This is a genomic window from Variovorax nivicola, assembly GCF_051216475.1.
In the GTDB taxonomy this organism is placed as follows: domain Bacteria; phylum Pseudomonadota; class Gammaproteobacteria; order Burkholderiales; family Burkholderiaceae_C; genus Variovorax.
Genome location: NZ_JBPJZK010000001.1, coordinates 613073 through 628753 on the forward strand (window position 1 = coordinate 613073; position 15681 = coordinate 628753).

15 protein-coding genes are annotated in these 15681 nt (G+C 67.2%); 11 read left to right on the forward strand and 4 right to left on the reverse strand.

What is annotated here, in order from left to right:
* Nucleotides 1-25: 25 nt before the first annotated feature.
* Nucleotides 26-883 (forward strand): NmrA family NAD(P)-binding protein, encoded by an 858-nt coding sequence (locus ACSFBF_RS02890; protein ID WP_435464827.1) that lies wholly within the window; start codon nucleotides 26-28, stop codon nucleotides 881-883.
* A 4-nt stretch (nucleotides 884-887) separates the two neighbouring features.
* Here the strand turns inward: ACSFBF_RS02890 and ACSFBF_RS02895 are convergent, their stop codons facing one another.
* Nucleotides 888-1775: a LysR substrate-binding domain-containing protein gene (locus ACSFBF_RS02895; protein WP_435465898.1), complete on the reverse strand. Its 888-nt coding sequence runs from the start codon at nucleotides 1773-1775 to the stop codon at nucleotides 888-890.
* 78 nt (nucleotides 1776-1853) lie between these two features.
* On the opposite strand from ACSFBF_RS02895, the gene ACSFBF_RS02900 reads away from it, so the two are divergent.
* Together ACSFBF_RS02900 and ACSFBF_RS02905 are read left to right on the forward strand one after the other, a co-directional pair.
* Entirely contained in the window at nucleotides 1854-3023 is a 1170-nt protein-coding gene (locus tag ACSFBF_RS02900) for an MFS transporter (protein WP_435464828.1), read from the forward strand.
* A 32-nt stretch (nucleotides 3024-3055) separates the two neighbouring features.
* Nucleotides 3056-3676 (forward strand): pyridoxamine 5'-phosphate oxidase family protein, encoded by a 621-nt coding sequence (locus tag ACSFBF_RS02905; protein WP_435464829.1) that lies wholly within the window; start codon nucleotides 3056-3058, stop codon nucleotides 3674-3676.
* Nucleotides 3677-3757: 81 nt separating this feature from the next.
* On the opposite strand, the gene ACSFBF_RS02910 is transcribed toward ACSFBF_RS02905, so the two are convergent.
* The 3 genes from ACSFBF_RS02910 to ACSFBF_RS02920 all read right to left on the reverse strand — a co-directional run bounded on the left by ACSFBF_RS02910 (nucleotide 3758) and on the right by ACSFBF_RS02920 (nucleotide 7322).
* Nucleotides 3758-3919 carry an HHHH-motif protein gene (locus ACSFBF_RS02910; RefSeq protein WP_435458192.1) on the reverse strand — a complete coding sequence of 54 codons (162 nt, stop codon included), beginning with the start codon at nucleotides 3917-3919 and terminating at the stop codon, nucleotides 3758-3760.
* 166 nt (nucleotides 3920-4085) lie between these two features.
* A complete protein-coding gene (locus ACSFBF_RS02915; protein WP_435464830.1) occupies nucleotides 4086-5384 on the reverse strand; it encodes an MFS transporter in 1299 nt (432 codons plus the stop codon).
* A gap of 75 nt (nucleotides 5385-5459) precedes the next feature.
* Complete coding sequence (locus ACSFBF_RS02920; RefSeq protein WP_435464831.1) at nucleotides 5460-7322, reverse strand: M48 family metallopeptidase; 1863 nt, start codon at nucleotides 7320-7322, stop codon at nucleotides 5460-5462.
* A 198-nt stretch (nucleotides 7323-7520) separates the two neighbouring features.
* On the opposite strand from ACSFBF_RS02920, the gene ACSFBF_RS02925 reads away from it, so the two are divergent.
* From ACSFBF_RS02925 to ACSFBF_RS02960, 8 genes are all read left to right on the forward strand, one after another.
* Nucleotides 7521-8318, forward strand: a complete 798-nt coding sequence (locus ACSFBF_RS02925) for an SDR family NAD(P)-dependent oxidoreductase (RefSeq protein WP_435464832.1) — start codon at nucleotides 7521-7523, stop codon at nucleotides 8316-8318.
* Nucleotides 8319-8331: 13 nt separating this feature from the next.
* Entirely contained in the window at nucleotides 8332-9192 is an 861-nt protein-coding gene (locus ACSFBF_RS02930) for a CmcJ/NvfI family oxidoreductase (protein WP_435464833.1), read from the forward strand.
* A gap of 128 nt (nucleotides 9193-9320) precedes the next feature.
* Nucleotides 9321-10544 (forward strand): multidrug effflux MFS transporter, encoded by a 1224-nt coding sequence (locus tag ACSFBF_RS02935; protein WP_435464834.1) that lies wholly within the window; start codon nucleotides 9321-9323, stop codon nucleotides 10542-10544.
* Nucleotides 10544-12013, forward strand: coding sequence for an MFS transporter (locus tag ACSFBF_RS02940; RefSeq protein WP_435464835.1), 1470 nt, complete (start codon nucleotides 10544-10546; stop codon nucleotides 12011-12013). The genes ACSFBF_RS02935 and ACSFBF_RS02940 overlap by 1 nt, the downstream gene beginning before the upstream one ends.
* A 20-nt stretch (nucleotides 12014-12033) precedes the next feature.
* Nucleotides 12034-12678, forward strand: a complete 645-nt coding sequence (locus ACSFBF_RS02945; protein ID WP_435464836.1) for a paraquat-inducible protein A — start codon at nucleotides 12034-12036, stop codon at nucleotides 12676-12678.
* Nucleotides 12675-13397 carry a paraquat-inducible protein A gene (locus ACSFBF_RS02950; RefSeq protein ID WP_435464837.1) on the forward strand — a complete coding sequence of 241 codons (723 nt, stop codon included), beginning with the start codon at nucleotides 12675-12677 and terminating at the stop codon, nucleotides 13395-13397. The genes ACSFBF_RS02945 and ACSFBF_RS02950 overlap by 4 nt, the downstream gene beginning before the upstream one ends.
* Nucleotides 13394-15043, forward strand: a complete 1650-nt coding sequence (locus ACSFBF_RS02955) for a PqiB family protein (RefSeq protein WP_435464838.1) — start codon at nucleotides 13394-13396, stop codon at nucleotides 15041-15043. Before ACSFBF_RS02950 ends, ACSFBF_RS02955 begins: the two co-directional genes overlap by 4 nt.
* Nucleotides 15040-15672, forward strand: coding sequence for a PqiC family protein (locus ACSFBF_RS02960; protein WP_435464839.1), 633 nt, complete (start codon nucleotides 15040-15042; stop codon nucleotides 15670-15672). The genes ACSFBF_RS02955 and ACSFBF_RS02960 overlap by 4 nt, the downstream gene beginning before the upstream one ends.
* The last annotated feature ends 9 nt before the right edge of the window (nucleotides 15673-15681 follow it).

The following is a 15681-nucleotide window of genomic DNA, read 5'->3' on the forward strand; positions in this document are numbered from 1 at the left end:
CAATCAAGTGAAGAAAGAAAGTCTCATGTACGCAATCACCGGAATCACGGGTCAGGTCGGCGGCGCTGTCGCGCGCGCCTTGCTGGCCCAGGGCAAGCCCGTTCGCGCAATCGTCCGCGACGAAGCCAAGGGCCGTGTCTGGGCCGGGCTCGGCTGCGAGGTCGCAGTCGCGGCGATGGACGATGCCGCGGCACTCGCACGTGCCTTCGCGGGCACGGCTGGCGTCTTCGTGCTGCCGCCGCCGAACTTCGATCCCGAGCCGGGCTTTCCCGAGGCCAGGGCCGAGAACGCCGCGGTGCGCCAGGCGCTCGACACCGCCCGGCCGCCGCGCGTGGTGTGCCTGTCGACCGTCGGCGCGCAGGCCGCGCAGCCCAACCTGCTGAGCCAGCGCACGTTGATGGAAGAAGCGCTGCGCACGCTTCCGTTTCCGGTCACGTTCCTGCGGCCCGCATGGTTCCTGGAAAACCTGCGCTGGGACATTACTCAGGCCCGCGAGCAGGGTGTGCTGTCGAGCTACCTGCAGCCGCTGGAGCGGGCCGTGCCGATGGTGGCCACGGCCGATGTGGGCAGCGTTGCCGCTGAGCTCTTGCTGCAGGAAGGCGAGGTGCCGCGCATCGTCGAACTCGAAGGCCCCGAGCGGCTGACGCAGCACGCAATTGCCGCAGCCCTTTCGCAGGTGCTGGGCCGCCCGGTGCGCGCGGAGGTAGTGCCGCGCGAGACCTGGGGCGCCATCTTCCGCGCGCAGGGCATGCGCGACCCGGTGCCGCGCATCCAGATGCTCGACGGCTTCAACGAAGGATGGATCCGCTTCGAGGGCAGCGATGCGAGCGTGCGCAAGGGCAAGGTGGGCGTGGCGGAGGTGATCCGCTCGCTCGTCGGCTGACTGGCTAGGTGCCCCCAGCATGCATTTCCTCGAACCACTCGGCCACGTACGCCGCCTCCGGTGCGGCGTCGGGCGCCAGGCCGTAGTAGTAGCGCTCCAGCGTCATGCGCAACGCGGGCAGCGGCGATTGCAGGCGGCCCGAAGCCAGGTCGTGCGACACCAGCGAGGTCGGCGCCAGCGCAATGCCCAGTCCGTCGACCGCGGCCTGGAGCACGAAGTGCAGGTGGTCGAACTGCAGCCGACCCGCCGGCCGGGTGCGCGGCGCGCCGACCTGCTTCTTCCATGCGTCCCAGTCGTCCTTGCGCGTCTTGGCCGACAGCAGCACGTGCGAGGCGAGTGCGCGCAGGTCGGGTAGCGGATGCGTCTTGAACAGCGCGGGCGCACCGACCACCAGCACTTCGTCTTCAAGAAAAGGCTGTACCTCGATCGAAGGCGGCCAGCCGTCGAGCCCGCGGCGCACCGCGATGTCGAAGCTGTCGATGGCCTGCTCGGGCATGACGGTACTGGTGACGACCTGCGGCTCGATGTCGGGGTAGCGCTCGACAAAAGACGGCAGGCGCGGAATGAGCCAGCGCACGGCGAAAGAAGGGCGCACGTTGATCCGCACCGCGCGGGCTGGCCCCTGCAACTGCAGCGAGCGGGCCGCCGCGCCGATCTGCGCGAGCGCCGGCTCCACCTCCGCGAAGAACTGCTGCCCCTCGGCAGTCAGCGCGACCTGGCGGATGCGCCGCTCGAACAGCGCGACACCAAGGAACTCTTCCAGGCTCTTGATCTGCCGGCTCACCGCGCTGTGCGTGACATGCAATTCGAGCGCCGCGCGCGTGAAGCTGAGGTGGCGAGCCGCCGCGGCAAAGGCGCGCACGGCATTGAGGGGAGGCTCTCGAAGCGGCATGCGTGCGATTTTCTCACGCATGGCGGGCATTAATGTCGTTTGTCGGCACGGCATGTGGCGGCGCACCATCAGGGCTCGATGTCACGCACCCAAACCGCTCCCAACCCCACCCCCACCGACCTGAATTCCCGCCACGCGGCGATGGCGCTCGGTCTTTCGCTGCCGGCCGACGTCGTGCTCTACCTGCTGCTGCCGATGTACGCCAGCCAGTTCGGCGTGACGCTGGCCGAGGCCGGCATGCTGCTCGCGGCCAACCGGCTGGTGCGCATCGCCGGCTATGGCTTCGTTGCGCGCTTCTATGCCCGCAACGGCGACCGGCTGACCTGCACGATCGCCGTACTGGCAGCGGCCGTATGCGGGCTGGGCTATGCCACGCTCTCGGGTTTCTGGGCGCTGCTGCCGCTGCGGCTGATGTGGGGCCTGTGCTTCGCGGCGCTGAACCTGTCGACGCAGGCGCTGGCCACGGCCGATCCGGTGGGGGCGGCTCGGCGCAACGGGCGCTCGCGCGCCTTCATCGCGGTAGGGCCGGTGCTGGCGCTGCCGCTGGGCGCGCTGCTGGCGCACTGGACCGGGCCGCGCACGATCTTCGGCATCCTCGCGGTGTTCTCGTTGCTTGCGTGGTTCGTTACGAGGCGGCTGCCGGCGGTGCCGCATCCCGTGGCCAAGCCGAAGCGGCGCTTCAGCCGGCCAAACAGCCTGGACAGTTGGTCGTTCATGGAAGGGCTGACGCTCGACGGACTATTCATCGTCGGCCTCTCGTACCTTGGCAAAGACCTGCTGCCGGGCGGCGCGGTGATCGTCGCCGGCGTGCTGATGGCGCTGCGCTACCTGGCGGAGATTCTGCTGAGCCCGGTCGGCGGCCACATGGCCGAGCGCTTCGGCGCCGAACGTTTGCTGGTGAGCCTGTCGCTCGTCACGGCCATCGCGCTCGTGGGCTTCGGCCTTGGCTGGCTGTGGAGTTGCGCGGCGCTGATCGTGGTGCTGCGCGCCTTGCAACTGCCCTTGCTGCCGCCCATCGTGGCCCGGCGCACGCCCGGTCCGGAGCGCGTGCAGGCGCTGGCCGCCCGTTCGGTGTGGCGCGACATCGGCGCCGGCACCGGGCCGTTGATCGCGGGCCTGCTGCTGCCGGTTGCGTCGCCGCCGTGGATCTACGGCGTGGCCGCGGCGCTCCTTGCGCTGGCGGCACTGGCTTGCGGCTGGAACAGCGCATCGCTGCCTGAAGCCGATACTGCGCGCACGGCAGGTTGAACCATCACATTCTTCAATCAGAAACCATCGCCATGACCACAACGCACGCCATCGACACCGTGACGAAGCTCGAAGCCCTGTTCGGCGAAGCCGGCGAGGCCTCGCTCAAGAAAGAGGTTCCGTACCTGCACCCGGCCTACCAGGCGCTGATTGCCGCGTCGCCCTTTGCCGTGCTCGCCACCACCGGCTCCGGCGGCCTCGACGCCTCGCCGCGCGGCGACCCGCCGGGCTTTGTCGCGGTGCAGGACGAGAAGACGCTGCTGATGCCCGAGCGCCGCGGCAACAACCGCATCGACAGCCTGCGCAACATCGTGGCCGACCCGCGCGTGGCGCTGCTGTTCCTCATTCCCGGGGTGGGCGAGACGCTGCGGGTGAACGGCAGGGCGCACATCACAGTCGAGCCCGCGCTGCTCGAACGCCTCGCAATGGACGGCAAGCCGCCGCAATGCGTGATCCGGATCACCGTCGACACGGTGTTCTTCCAGTGCGCGCGGGCGATCCAGCGCTCGAAGTTGTGGGCGCCGGTGCCGGCGGATGCGAAGCGCGAGGTGCCGACGCCGGGGGCGATCCTTTCGGCGCTGACCGAGTCTGCGTTCGATGGGGAGACGTATGACCGGGAGCTGCCTGCGCGGCAGCGGGCGACGCTGTATTGACTTGACGGTCAGCCTGTTTCAGGCGCCCCATGAAAAAAGCCCGCATCAGCGGGCTTTTTCAAGTGGTTTGCACCGGGGGAATCAACGCACCCAGTGGCAAACACGCTGGTGATGACGCGCGTCCCACTTGCACACCTTGTGCTTCTTGGGGTGGTACGGCGCTGCGGAGGCGATGCTCGGTGCCAGCATGGCAAGGCCGGCGAACGCGAGGATGCTGGAGAGGATGAGCTGCTTGGTCTTCATGGGGTTCTTTCTAAGCAAAGACATCGATCGAGGAAATGCGTCGTTGCGTTGAACAGGCGCTCCAGTAAAACGTTCGAGGCAACATTCAGATGACAGTTGATGACGAGTCGGGCGTGAATAACCGCACGGATCGCAGTACCGGGAATGGCATCCGACCAAGCCTGAATCAGACCTGCCCGGGTGCAGCCGCCTGCTCGGTGCGCGCGTCGTGCCCGATGATCAGCACCAGCCCGAACGCCACTGCCGACAACAGCGCCAGGAAAATCACGGCGTAGATGTCGTTGCCCATCCGGTCCTTCAGCGCCCCGAAGATCGTCGGGCCGATGTAGCCGCCCAGGTTGCCGATGGAGTTGATCCATGCAATGCCCGCTGCGGCAGCGGTGCCACTCAGGATGGCGGTGGGCAGCGTCCAGAAGGTGGGCAGCGCGCTGAAGATGCCGAAGGCGGCGAGCGTCACGGCGGCCATCTTCGGAATGGGCGCGCTGGTTTCGGCGGCCAACACCAGGCCGATGAAGATGCAGGCCAGAGGAATCAGCAGGAACCACTTGCGCTCCTTGCGCGCGTCGGAGGCTCGCGTCCAGAACAGCATGGCGATGGCGCCCACCAGGTACGGGAAGGCGTTGATGAAGCCGATCTCCACGTTGCTCAGCCCACCGAAGCCCTTGATGATCTGCGGCAGGAAGAAGCTCAGTCCGTACAGCGGCACGGTGATGCCCATGTAGACAAAGCCCAGCCCGATCACACGTGGGTTCAAGAGCGACTGCTTCCACGAGATCTTGTTGATCGACTCGCGGTTGCGGCGCTCCGAGTCGAGCGTCTGCTCCAGCCAGCTGCGCTCTTCGGTGGTGAGCCACTTGGCGTCCTTCGGGCCGTCGGGCAGGTACATCAGCACGAAGAAGGTCAGGATCAGCGAGGGAATCGCCTCGAGGATGAACAGCCACTGCCAGCCGTGCATGCCGCCGACGCCGTCCATGTTGAGGATGTAGCCCGAGATCGGCGAGCCGATGACGGTCGAGATCGGAATGGCGAACATGAACCAGCCCACGATGCGTGCGCGGTACGCCGCCGGAAACCACAGCGTGATGTAGAAGATCACGCCCGGGAAGAACCCGGCCTCGGCAATGCCCAGCAGGAACCGCACTATGTTGAAGCTGGTCGAGCCGCCCACCCAGGCCTGGGCCGCCGAGAGGATGCCCCAGCTGAACATGATGCGGGCGATCCAGCGGCGCGCGCCGAAGCGCTCCAGCGCCATGTTGCTCGGCACCTCGAACAGGAAGTAGGCAAGAAAGAAGATACCGGCCGCGCTGCCGAACACGGCGGCGGTGAAGCCCAGGTCCTTGGACATGGCCGCGCCGGCAAAGCCGAGGTTCACGCGGTCGAGGTAGGCGATGAAGTAGCTGATCATGAGCAGCGGCAGGAGCCGCCAGCTGATCTTGGAGATGGTTCTTTGTTCGACGGGGTTCACGGTTGGTTGTCTCCGGTGTTGGATGGTTTTATGGAGCTTGTCGGAAGGGGGAAGGGCGGCCGTTGCCGCCGGGTGTCATGACTGCTGTTGTTGCCGTTGTTGCTGTGCCCTCATGATCTGGTGCCGTTGCCAGTGGCGTCCGGCGATGGCCTTGAAGGTCTCCTTTTGCTTGCGGAAGCCTGCGAGCTTCACCTTGGTGGTGCGGGCACCCAGCAGGCCCTTGTCGTGATGGGTGACGACGAGGATGTCGCCGAAGGCGTTGTCCTGGTAGGTCAGGCCCTTGACGTCATCCCACAAAATCGTCGAGCCGCCATCGGCGGTACGGTGTAGGCCGGTGTAGGTCACCTCGATGCGGTCGCCGTTCTTCAGCGTGAAGCTGGCCGGCGGAAAGTGGCGCAGTACCACAGCGCGCTCTTCCTCGTTGGCAGGCTCGTAGCGGTAGGCCAGGCTCAGCTCGTGGTTCTGCACGAAGCGCTGCTCGTACTCGCTCCACAGGCGCTGCTCGATGGCCGCAGCAGTTTCAATCTCGTCGGCCCACGAGGCCTCTGGCGCGGTCGCGACGATGGCGCCGTACGCGCTCTCGGGCACGTGGTGGTTGACGTTGCGCATGCGCTCCAGCAGCGGCGGATGGCTGTCGTAGGGATGCGGCACGTCAGCAGTCTTCATCGCCTCGATGAACGCGTCGGAGCTTGCATAGGGCGGCAGGCCGTCCGCGACGAAGCGGGCGATGCCCAGCGCGCCGTCATGCTCGCGGTTCTGTGCGAACAGCTTGCGCTCGACGTCGTTGCGGTAGCTCGCGTAGGCCGAGATCTTGATGAGCGACTGCACGATGGCATGCGGCGCCGTGAGGCCGGCGGCCACGCGGTCGGCCTTGTATTCGCGCTCGCGGCTGTCGCGCGCCAGGGCGAAGGCGAAGATCATGCGGTACAGCCGCAGCAGGTAGTGCGCCACGATGGTGAGGCCGCCGCTGCGCATCTTCCAGGTGTACTGGTCGAACTGCAGCAGCTTGGGGCCGAGCGCCGCGCTGCTGCGGGTGTCGCCGCCGCCCAAGTGGGCCAGTTCGTGCGCGAGCACCGCGTCGGCTTCGGTCTGGTCGAGCACGCGCAGCAGCGGGAGGCTGACGAACAACGTGCGGCCTTGAAAGGTGCGGCCCTTGACCTCGCACGGCGCCTCGGTCACGAAGAAGTTGGTGTCGATGCCGGCCACGATCTGGTCGGGCGGCGTGGTCTTCACGCGGCCGGCCAGTTGGCGGATGCGCTCCCACAGGCGCGGCGCGTCGGCCTGCGAGATCAGCTCGCCCTCGATCTCGTTGCCCCAGGGCAGTTTCTTGAACAGCGTGTAGATCGCATAGAACACCGCCGCGCCGGCCGCGATGCCCGCCAGCGCGATCAGCTTGACGTAGTAGCTCTGCCAGAAGTATGCCGTGAGCCAGAACGACAGCCACACCAGCATCGCGCTCTGCAGCACGACTTCAATAGCGCTCGACACCGTCATGAGCCGCCAGCCGGCGACGAAGCTGGCGTAGCGCAGGCCCCGGTTGGCAAAGGCCAGCGCACCCAGCACCAGTGCCGCCGCGAGCAATGCGGCGCCGAGCACGATGGTCCAGATGGCGGCGCGGTCGGCCCAGTGGAACTGCCACTGCATCGAATAGGGGCTGCACACCTTGTCGTGGAAGTTCTTGTCTTCCGGTGCGGTGGCGTCGCAGGCCTTGGAGAGTGGATGGCTGCGGTAGAACTCGGTCGCCTCGGCCTTGTCTGCGGCAGAGAGCCGGGCGTCGCCGACGATGCGCTTTTCTATGGCCTGCAGGAATTCCGCATCCTGCGAACGCAATGCGTACTCGGTGAAGACCAGCGTTGCCGCCGGAATGGCGAACAGCGACACGAGCGTGAGAACGAACACGCGCAAGAGGTCGGCATGGATCGTGCGTGCAAGGGCCATGGGGTGCTGCTCCTGGATAGCGATTGCTGTGAGTTGTTGTAGACGGTCCGGGAAGGCGATAGGGTAGCGGGCGCGGCGCGTGCAGTGAAGCCCGGTGCAACGTCAAGCAGCGCCGGGCACCGACCTGCCACCGAATAAGGTTATCCCTTTTGCATCGTTCCGCGGCCCGGGGTGCAGGTATAGCCTTCGTGCTCATTCATGACTGTCACCTCCGTCACTCCATCTCCGTCGTCGTTTGGTTCAGGGCCATCGCCCGTTGCGTGGATCGCCGGTGTCGGCGCCAGCGCGGGGCTGGGTGCGGCACTTGCACGGCGTTTCGCGGCCGAAGGTTTCATGGTTGCGCTGACCGGCCGAACGCAGGTCCAACTCGATGCGGTGGCCGGCGAAATCGTCGCGGCCGGCGGCCGGGCCCACGCCTTCACGGGCGACGTGGCGAGCGAGGCCGAGATGCACGGCATCGCGCAGAAGGCGAGGGCGCTGGGCCCGCTCACCGTGGCCATCTTCAATGCCGCAAGCGGAGCGCGCGCGCCGACGCTGGAGCTCTCGGTCGATCAGTTCACGCAGGCCTGGCGCACCAGCGCACTGGGTGGCTTCATCTTCGGGCACGAGGCGCTGCGCGGGCTGCTGGCCAATTCTTTCGAAGCTGCTGGAGCACACGCGCGCGGCACCTTGCTGTTCACCGGCGCCACCGCGGCGCTGCGCGGCAAGCCGCCGTTCGCTGCATTCGCCGCGGCCAAGGCTGCGTTGCGCTCGCTGAGCCAGAGCCTGGCGCGCGAATTCGGCCCGCAGGGCATTCACGTGGCGCATGTGGTGATCGATGGCGGCATCGACGGCGAGCGCCTGCGCAACAACGCACCGCAACGCGTGGAGCAGGCCGGCGACGACGGCCTGCTGCAGCTCGAAGCCATCGCCGAAAGCTACTGGCAGCTGCATGTGCAGCACCGCAGCGCATGGACGCAGGAACTCGACCTGCGGCCGTTCAAGGAACCGTTTTGAGGAGTCACGCCACATGAGCGTTGGATCGAATGGACAGATGCTTGCCGCCACGCTGCCCTCGGTGGAAGCAGAACTCAACTACCTGAAGGCGGGCCAGGGCCGGCCCGTGAGCTATACCTTCGAGCCGCCGCCAGGCACGCCCTGGGTAACCGGCGAACTGGAGCCGCGCCGCGTGATGATTCGCGACGGCCGACCTCTGGTGGCCCTGAACGAACTGACGCTCGACCGCAGCGGCTTCACGCAGATTTCGCATCGCAGCGTGCTCGCCGACTTCTCGCAGGACGCCGCGATCCGCGACATCTACTACCGCGAAGCCGAAGCCCTGCTGCGCGACGTCACCGGTGCCGAGAAGATCGTGGTGTTCGACCACACGCTGCGCGACAGCGCGCAGGGCTCGCGCAGCACGGCCGAGCTGCGCGAGCCGGTGCGCCGCGTGCACAACGACCAGACTTTCGTCTCCGCGCCGCGCCGGGTGCATGCCCATCTGCCGGCCGAAGAGGCCGAGGAGCGCCTGAAGCACCGCTTCGCGATCATCAACCTGTGGCGTCCGCTGGCCACCGTGGAGCGCCTGCCGCTCGCGTTGTGCGATGCGCGCTCCATCTCGCCCAAGGACCTGGTGCCCAGCGACCTCGTCTACCCCGACAAGGTGGGCGAAACCTATTCGTTCACTTGGAACCCGGAGCACCGCTGGTACTGGTTCCCGCGGCTGCGGCCTGACGAAGCTCTGCTGCTGAAGATCTACGACTCGCGCGAAGACGGCGTGGCGCGCTACACCGCACACACCGCGTTCGAAGACCCGACCGGTTCTCGCGAGGCGCCGCCACGGCGCAGCATCGAGTTGCGCGCACTGGTGTTCTGGCCGGCCGGCAAATAAGTTGAAACTGTTCTTCCGAACAAAGTTCTACAACCTCTCGCCCGCCCGATTCTTTGCCCTGAATTAGCACCAATCGGGCGCTGACCCCACGCCTGCACCGATCGCCGCCCTTGGCGACAATCGGTTCAATGCGTTCTTCCCCTTTCTTCAAGATGGCCCTGCTGCTGGGCCTGCTCTCGGCCATCGGGCCTTTCGCCATCGACATGTACCTGCCGGCGCTGCCGGCCATCGGACAGAGCCTGCACGCCGACATTGGCGCGGTGCAGATGAGCCTCACGGCGTTCTTCCTGTCGCTCGGTGCTGGGCAGCTGCTGTACGGCCCGATCTCCGACATGGTGGGCCGCAAGCCGCCGCTGTATGCGGGGCTGCTGCTGTTCGCGCTCGCCAGCGTGGGCTGCGCAATGGCGACCGACATCCAGACGCTGATCGTGCTGCGCTTCATCCAGGGCTTGGGCGCCGCGGCCGGCATGGCGATTCCGCGCGCCGTGGTGCGCGATCTGCACACGGGCACCGATGCCGCGCGGCTGATGTCGCTGCTGATGCTGGTGTTCAGTGTGTCGCCGATCCTCGCGCCGCTCGCGGGCAGCGCGGTGATCGCGGTGGCCGGCTGGCGCGGTGTGTTCTGGGCCGTGACCATCGCGGCCGTCGCGGGCCTGGCGATGATGGTCAAGCTGCTCGATGAAACACGCCCCGCCTCGGAGCGCGTCGAAAGCAGTCTTGGCAGTGCGCTGTCGGCCTACTGGCTGTTGCTGCGCGACAAGCATTACCTCGGGCTGGTGTTCATCGGCAGCTTCGCGATGGCGGGCTTCTTCACCTACCTGGCGAATTCGTCGTTCGTAATGATCGACCACTACGGCCTGTCGCCTGCGCTCTACAGCGTGGCCTTCGGCGTGAATGCGGCGGCCTTCATCGCGGCCTCGCAGTTCACCGGCTCGCTGGGCGAGCGCTACGGGCTGGTCAACCTCGTCAAGTTCGGCGTGGTGTGCTGCGGTGTGGCAATGGTCGCGATGTTTGTCTACTTTGCGATGGGCGGCGACAACATCTGGGTGCTCATCGTCCTGTACTTCATCGCCTCCGGCTTCATGGGCCTGGTGATTCCGACCACCGGCGTGCTGGCGCTCGAGATGCACGGCGCCATCGCCGGCACGGCCTCGGCGTTGCTGGGCACGCTGCAGATGCTGACGGGCGCATTGGCGATGGCGGTGGTTGGCCTCTTCACTGATGGCCGACCGCTGCCAATGGTGGCCGGCATGGCTGGCGGCGCACTCATCGCGCTGGTGCTGACCTGGCTCACGCTGGGCGGCGTGCGCTCCGAACCCACCAGCAAGACGGGAAGGGCGCAAGAAGCCTGATGAACACGGTACGAGCAGGCGCCGCGCTCACGGCGGCCGGAGACAACGACAGCGGCAATGCAACCCACAAGCCCATCGACGGGCTGGCCCAGCCGGAGCGCGGCTGGGCGATGCTGGTCATCATCCTCGGGCTGATCGTGGCGGTGCTCGACGGCACCATCGTCAACCTGGCGCTGCCGGGCATTGCGCGCGAGCTGCAGGCCAGCCCGTCGCAGGCGATCTGGGTGGTCAATGCGTACCAGATCGCCACGCTGGTGATGCTGCTGCCACTGGCTTCGCTGGGCGATCTCGTGGGCTACCGGCGCGTGTATCTGGTGGGGATGGCGGTGTTCACGCTGTCGTCGCTGGCCGCCACCTTTGCCAATTCGCTGGGCACGCTGATCGCTGCGCGCGCCTTCCAGGGGCTGGGGGCGGCCGGCATCATGAGCGTGAACGCGGCGCTGGTGCGGCTGACGTATCCGTCGTCGCAACTGGGCAAGGGCATGGCCATCAACTCGCTGGTGGTCGCGACTTCTTCGGTGGCCGGGCCTTCGGTGGCGGCGGCCATCCTGTCGGTGGCCTCGTGGCCGTGGCTCTTTGCCATCAACGTGCCGCTGGGTCTTGTCACTTTCGCGCTGGGCATGAAGGCGCTGCCGTTCAATCGCGTGGCGCCGGCGGCAGGGCTGCGGTTTTCGCCCATCGACGTGGCGCTGAACGTGCTGATGTTCTCGCTGGTTTTCCTGGGCGTCGACCGGCTCGGCGTGCGCGAAGGGGCGGTGCAGGGCGCCACGGGTTCGCATGCTTCGGCCTGGGGCATCCTGCTGGCGGGCGTGGTGGTCGGCTTCATCTACCTGCAGCGCCAGCGCAGGCAGGCGGTGCCGTTGTTTCCCATCGACCTGCTGCGCATTCCGGTGTTCGCGCTGTCGATGGGCACTTCGGTCGCCGCGTTCTGCGCGCAGATGCTGGCCTACATCGCGCTGCCTTTCCTCTTGCTCGACGTGTACGGGCGCAGCCACATCGAGGCCGGGCTGCTGATCACGGCGTGGCCGCTGGCCATCGTGGTAATGGCGCCCATTGCCGGGCGGCTGATCGGCCGCTACCCCGACGGGCTGTTGGGCGGTATCGGGCTGGGCTTGCTGGCCATGGGCCTCGCGCTGCTTGCGGCGCTGCCGGCACACCCGGGCAATGCCGACATCGCCTGGCGCATGGCGCTGTGCGGGCTGGGCTTCGGGCTGTTCCAGTCGCCCAATAACCACACCATCGTGACTTCGCCGCCTGCGCACCGCAGCGGTGCGGCAAGCGGCATGCTCGGCACGGCCCGGCTGACGGGGCAGACGCTGGGGGCGGTGGTGCTGGCCGGCGTTTTCAGCGTCTGGAGCCCGCACGGAGGCCACGGCCCGGTGGTAGCTCTGGTGCTGGCGGCCAGCTGTGCCGCGGTGGCGGCGGTTTTCAGCACGCTGCGGCTCAAGACGACAAGCTCGGGCGGCTGAATGAGTTAGGGTACTCACCTATGAAGGAAGTACCTGACACCGTGGTCTGCCCGGGTTGCGATGCGGTCTACAGCCGTGCGCCCCTGCATCCCCGCGACGTGGCGCACTGCCCGCGCTGCGGTACCGAGCTCGGCCGGCACCCCGGCCAGCAGGAGCGCCGCATCCTTCCGCTGACGGTGGCCTGCCTGATCATGTTCGCCATTGCGAACCTGTTTCCCATCGTCGAGATCGAGCTCCAAGGCCTGCGCAGCCAGACAACGCTGGCCGGCGCCGTGATAGCGCTTAGCGCCGAGGGCATGTCGCTGGTGGCGCTGCTGGTGCTGGCCACGACCATTCTTTTTCCCTTTCTGCAGCTGTGCATCCTCGCGTACCTGCTCATTCCGCTGAGCCGCGAGCACCGTCCCGTGGGCTTCGCGCTGCTGGTGCGCGCCATGCAGTCGCTGCGGCCCTGGGGAATGATCGAAGTGTTCCTGCTCGGTGTGCTGGTGGCCATCGTCAAGCTGTCCAGCATGGCGAGCGTGGTGCCCGGGCCGGCGCTGTGGGCCTTCATGGCGTTGACGGTCATGCTGACGGCGGTGCTGTCGTTCAACCCGGGCGCGTTCTGGGAAATGACCTTCCGCCCGAAGGATGAACCCAAGGCTGAAGAAGACAGGGCGTCGGCATGAAGCTGCCTGCCTTCCTCGAGCGGCACGAACATCACGACGAAGACGCGCCGGTTCCTACCGCCGCTTCGCTCGGCCTCATGGCCTGCCCGCACTGCGCCGCCGTCTGGAAGGACGCCGAGGAGGGCGACGCCTGCGGCCGCTGCGGCACGCACCTGCACACGCGCAAGCGGCAGAGCCTGAATCGCACCTGGGCCTTCCTGATAGCGGCCTGCATGATGTATATACCGGCCAACCTGCTGCCGGTGATGATCACGCGCACGCTGTTCGGCGCGCAGTACGACACCATCCTGAGCGGGGTGATCTATTTCTGGGTGTCGGGCGCCTACGGGCTGGCGGCCATCGTCTTCATTGCGAGCTTCCTGGTGCCGCTGTTCAAGCTGGCGGTGCTTTTCCTGCTCGTGGTGCTGGCGCAGCGCGGCAGCAACTGGCGCCGGCGCGAGCGGGCCAAGCTGTATCACATCATCGAAGTGATCGGTCGGTGGTCGATGCTCGACGTGTTCGTGGTGTCGCTGCTGACCGGGCTGGTGCAGATCCAGGGCTTCGCGGTCATCACCGCGGGCGTGGGCATCGCGGCCTTCGGGTCGGTGGTGGTGCTGACCATGCTGGCCTCGCTGAGCTTCGACCCGAAGCTCACGTGGGACAGCAAGGAGGCGCAGGCCACCCTGCAGGAGAACGAAGTTGCGCAGGGACATGAAAACAGGGACGAGAAACCAGCATGAGTGAAGAAGACCAACCCCAGGACAAACCGGCGCCGTCCGCCCAGCCCCCGCTGCCCAAGCCGCGCGTGGTGCGCCGACGCGAGTGGCTGCCCTCGCTGATCTGGCTGATTCCCATCGTGGCCGCGCTGGTCGGCATTACGCTGGTGGCCCGCATCCTGCTGGAGCGCGGCCCCGAGGTGGTGTTGACCTTCAAGACCGCCGAGGGCCTGGAGGCCGGCAAGACCGCCGTCAAGTACAAGGACGTGCAGATCGGCCTCGTCACCCACCTGCGGCTGGCGCGCGACCGCTCGCACGTGCGCGTGTTGGTGCAGTTCAACAAGGAGGCCGAGAGCTTCACCGCCTCGGACTCGCGCTTCTGGGTGGTGCGGCCCCGGCTCGACACCTCGGGCATCTCGGGCCTCAACACCTTGCTGTCGGGCGCCTACATCGGCGCCGACGCGGGCGTGTCGAAGGAAACCGCGGGCGAGTTCACCGGACTCGAAACCCCGCCCATCGTCACGCGCGACGACTCGGGCAAGCAGTTTCTGCTGCGAGCCAACGACGTGGGTTCGCTCGACGTGGGCTCGCCGGTGTACTTCCGGCGCGTCAAGGTCGGGCAGGTGGCCGCCTATGAGCTCGACGGCGACGGGCGCGGCGTGACCATGCGCGTCTTCATCAACGCGCCCTATGACAAGTTCGTGGGCATGAACACGCGCTTCTGGCAGGCCAGCGGCATCGATGCGCAGCTGAGCGCCAGCGGCTTCACGCTGCGCACGCAGTCGCTGGCGACCATCCTGCTCGGCGGCATCGCCTTCCAGGCGCCCGACGACGCGATGGGCCCGGTCGCCAAGGAGAACGCCGCCTTCACGCTGGCGCAGGACGAAGCCGCCGCCATGAAGGAACCCGACGGGCCTTCGCAAACCCTGTTGATGTACTTCAACCAGTCGCTGCGTGGGCTGACGCCGGGCGCGCCGGTGGACTTTCGCGGCGTGGTGATCGGCGAGGTCAAGTCGATCGGTGTCGAGTTCGACCGCGCCGAGCGCGAGTTCCGCATGCCGGTGCTGGTGCAGGTCTACCCCGATCGCCTGCGCCGCCGCGCCGGCGAAAGCGGCGTTGAATCGCGCGCCACCCAGCAGGAACGGTTGCGCTTCCTCGCGGAGAAGGGCCTGCGCGCCCAGTTGCGCAACGGCAACCTGCTGACCGGCCAGGTGTACGTGGCGCTCGACTTCTTCCCGAAGGCGCCGCCGGCGAAGATCGACCTGAACAAGAACCCGATCGAATTGCCAACCGTGGCCAACAGCCTCGACGAGATCCAGTCGCAGGTGCAGGAAATCGCGACCAAGCTCAACAAGGTGCCGTATGAGCAGATCGCGGGCGACCTGCGCACCACGCTCGCCACGCTCAACAAGACACTGACGGCCACCGAGCAGACGGTGACCCGTATCAACAACGACGTCACGCCCGAGCTGGCCGCGGCCATGAAGGACGTGCGCAAGACCGTGAACAGTGCCGAGCGCACGCTGGCCGACGATTCGCCACTGCAGCAGGACATGCGCCAGACGCTGCAGGAGCTGACGCGCGCCGCGGGCTCGGTGCGCGTGCTGACCGACTACCTCGAACGCCACCCCGAGTCGCTGCTGCGCGGCAAACCGGACGACAAGAAATGAAGAAGAACCACCACCTCGCATTCGTGGCGGCGGCAGCGCTGGCCGTGCTTGCAGCAGGCTGCGCGAGCAAGCCCGACAACTACTACACGCTGGCGAGCCCGGTGTCTGCCGCCGAGGCCGCGCCTTCGACGCTCGGCAGTGCCGCGCCGCTGTACATCGAGCTCGCGCCCGTGGCCGTGCCCGAGCGCTTCGCACGGCCGCAGATGGTGGTGCGCCAGCCCAACGGCAGCGTGCAGGTCGAGGTGCTGGAGCAGCATCGCTGGGCCGCGTCGTTCGAGAACGAACTGCGCGATGCGCTGGCCAGCGGCATCGCCGGGCGGCTCGGCGCGCTCGACGTGACCAAGGGCGGCCGGCAGAGTTCGCAGCCGGTGTGGCGCATCGCGGTGCAGTTGCAGCAGTTCGACGCGGTCGACGGCGGGCGTGTCGATGCGAGCTTCAACTGGACGCTGCGGCGCTCGGACGAAGCGCGCACGGTGGTGTGTCAGCTGAACCTCGGCGAGGCCGTGGGCAGCGGAATGGACGCGGTAGCGCAAGGGGCGCAGCGCGTGACCTCGGCGGCTGCCGCGGCGATGGCGCGCAGCGTGAGTGCGGCGCGTGCGAATCCGTCGGCAACCGCCTGCGCGACCTGATTCTTTCTC

Coding starts and splice junctions, on each gene's coding strand:
- ACSFBF_RS02890 (WP_435464827.1), top strand. CDS start 26: ATGTACGCAATCACCGGAATCACGGGTCAGGTCGGCGGCGCTGTCGCG.
- ACSFBF_RS02895 (WP_435465898.1), bottom strand. CDS start 1,775: ATGCCGCTTCGAGAGCCTCCCCTCAATGCCGTGCGCGCCTTTGCCGCG.
- ACSFBF_RS02900 (WP_435464828.1), top strand. CDS start 1,854: ATGTCACGCACCCAAACCGCTCCCAACCCCACCCCCACCGACCTGAAT.
- ACSFBF_RS02905 (WP_435464829.1), top strand. CDS start 3,056: ATGACCACAACGCACGCCATCGACACCGTGACGAAGCTCGAAGCCCTG.
- ACSFBF_RS02910 (WP_435458192.1), bottom strand. CDS start 3,919: ATGAAGACCAAGCAGCTCATCCTCTCCAGCATCCTCGCGTTCGCCGGC.
- ACSFBF_RS02920 (WP_435464831.1), bottom strand. CDS start 7,322: ATGGCCCTTGCACGCACGATCCATGCCGACCTCTTGCGCGTGTTCGTT.
- ACSFBF_RS02925 (WP_435464832.1), top strand. CDS start 7,521: ATGACTGTCACCTCCGTCACTCCATCTCCGTCGTCGTTTGGTTCAGGG.
- ACSFBF_RS02930 (WP_435464833.1), top strand. CDS start 8,332: ATGAGCGTTGGATCGAATGGACAGATGCTTGCCGCCACGCTGCCCTCG.
- ACSFBF_RS02935 (WP_435464834.1), top strand. CDS start 9,321: ATGCGTTCTTCCCCTTTCTTCAAGATGGCCCTGCTGCTGGGCCTGCTC.
- ACSFBF_RS02940 (WP_435464835.1), top strand. CDS start 10,544: ATGAACACGGTACGAGCAGGCGCCGCGCTCACGGCGGCCGGAGACAAC.
- ACSFBF_RS02945 (WP_435464836.1), top strand. CDS start 12,034: ATGAAGGAAGTACCTGACACCGTGGTCTGCCCGGGTTGCGATGCGGTC.
- ACSFBF_RS02950 (WP_435464837.1), top strand. CDS start 12,675: ATGAAGCTGCCTGCCTTCCTCGAGCGGCACGAACATCACGACGAAGAC.
- ACSFBF_RS02955 (WP_435464838.1), top strand. CDS start 13,394: ATGAGTGAAGAAGACCAACCCCAGGACAAACCGGCGCCGTCCGCCCAG.
- ACSFBF_RS02960 (WP_435464839.1), top strand. CDS start 15,040: ATGAAGAAGAACCACCACCTCGCATTCGTGGCGGCGGCAGCGCTGGCC.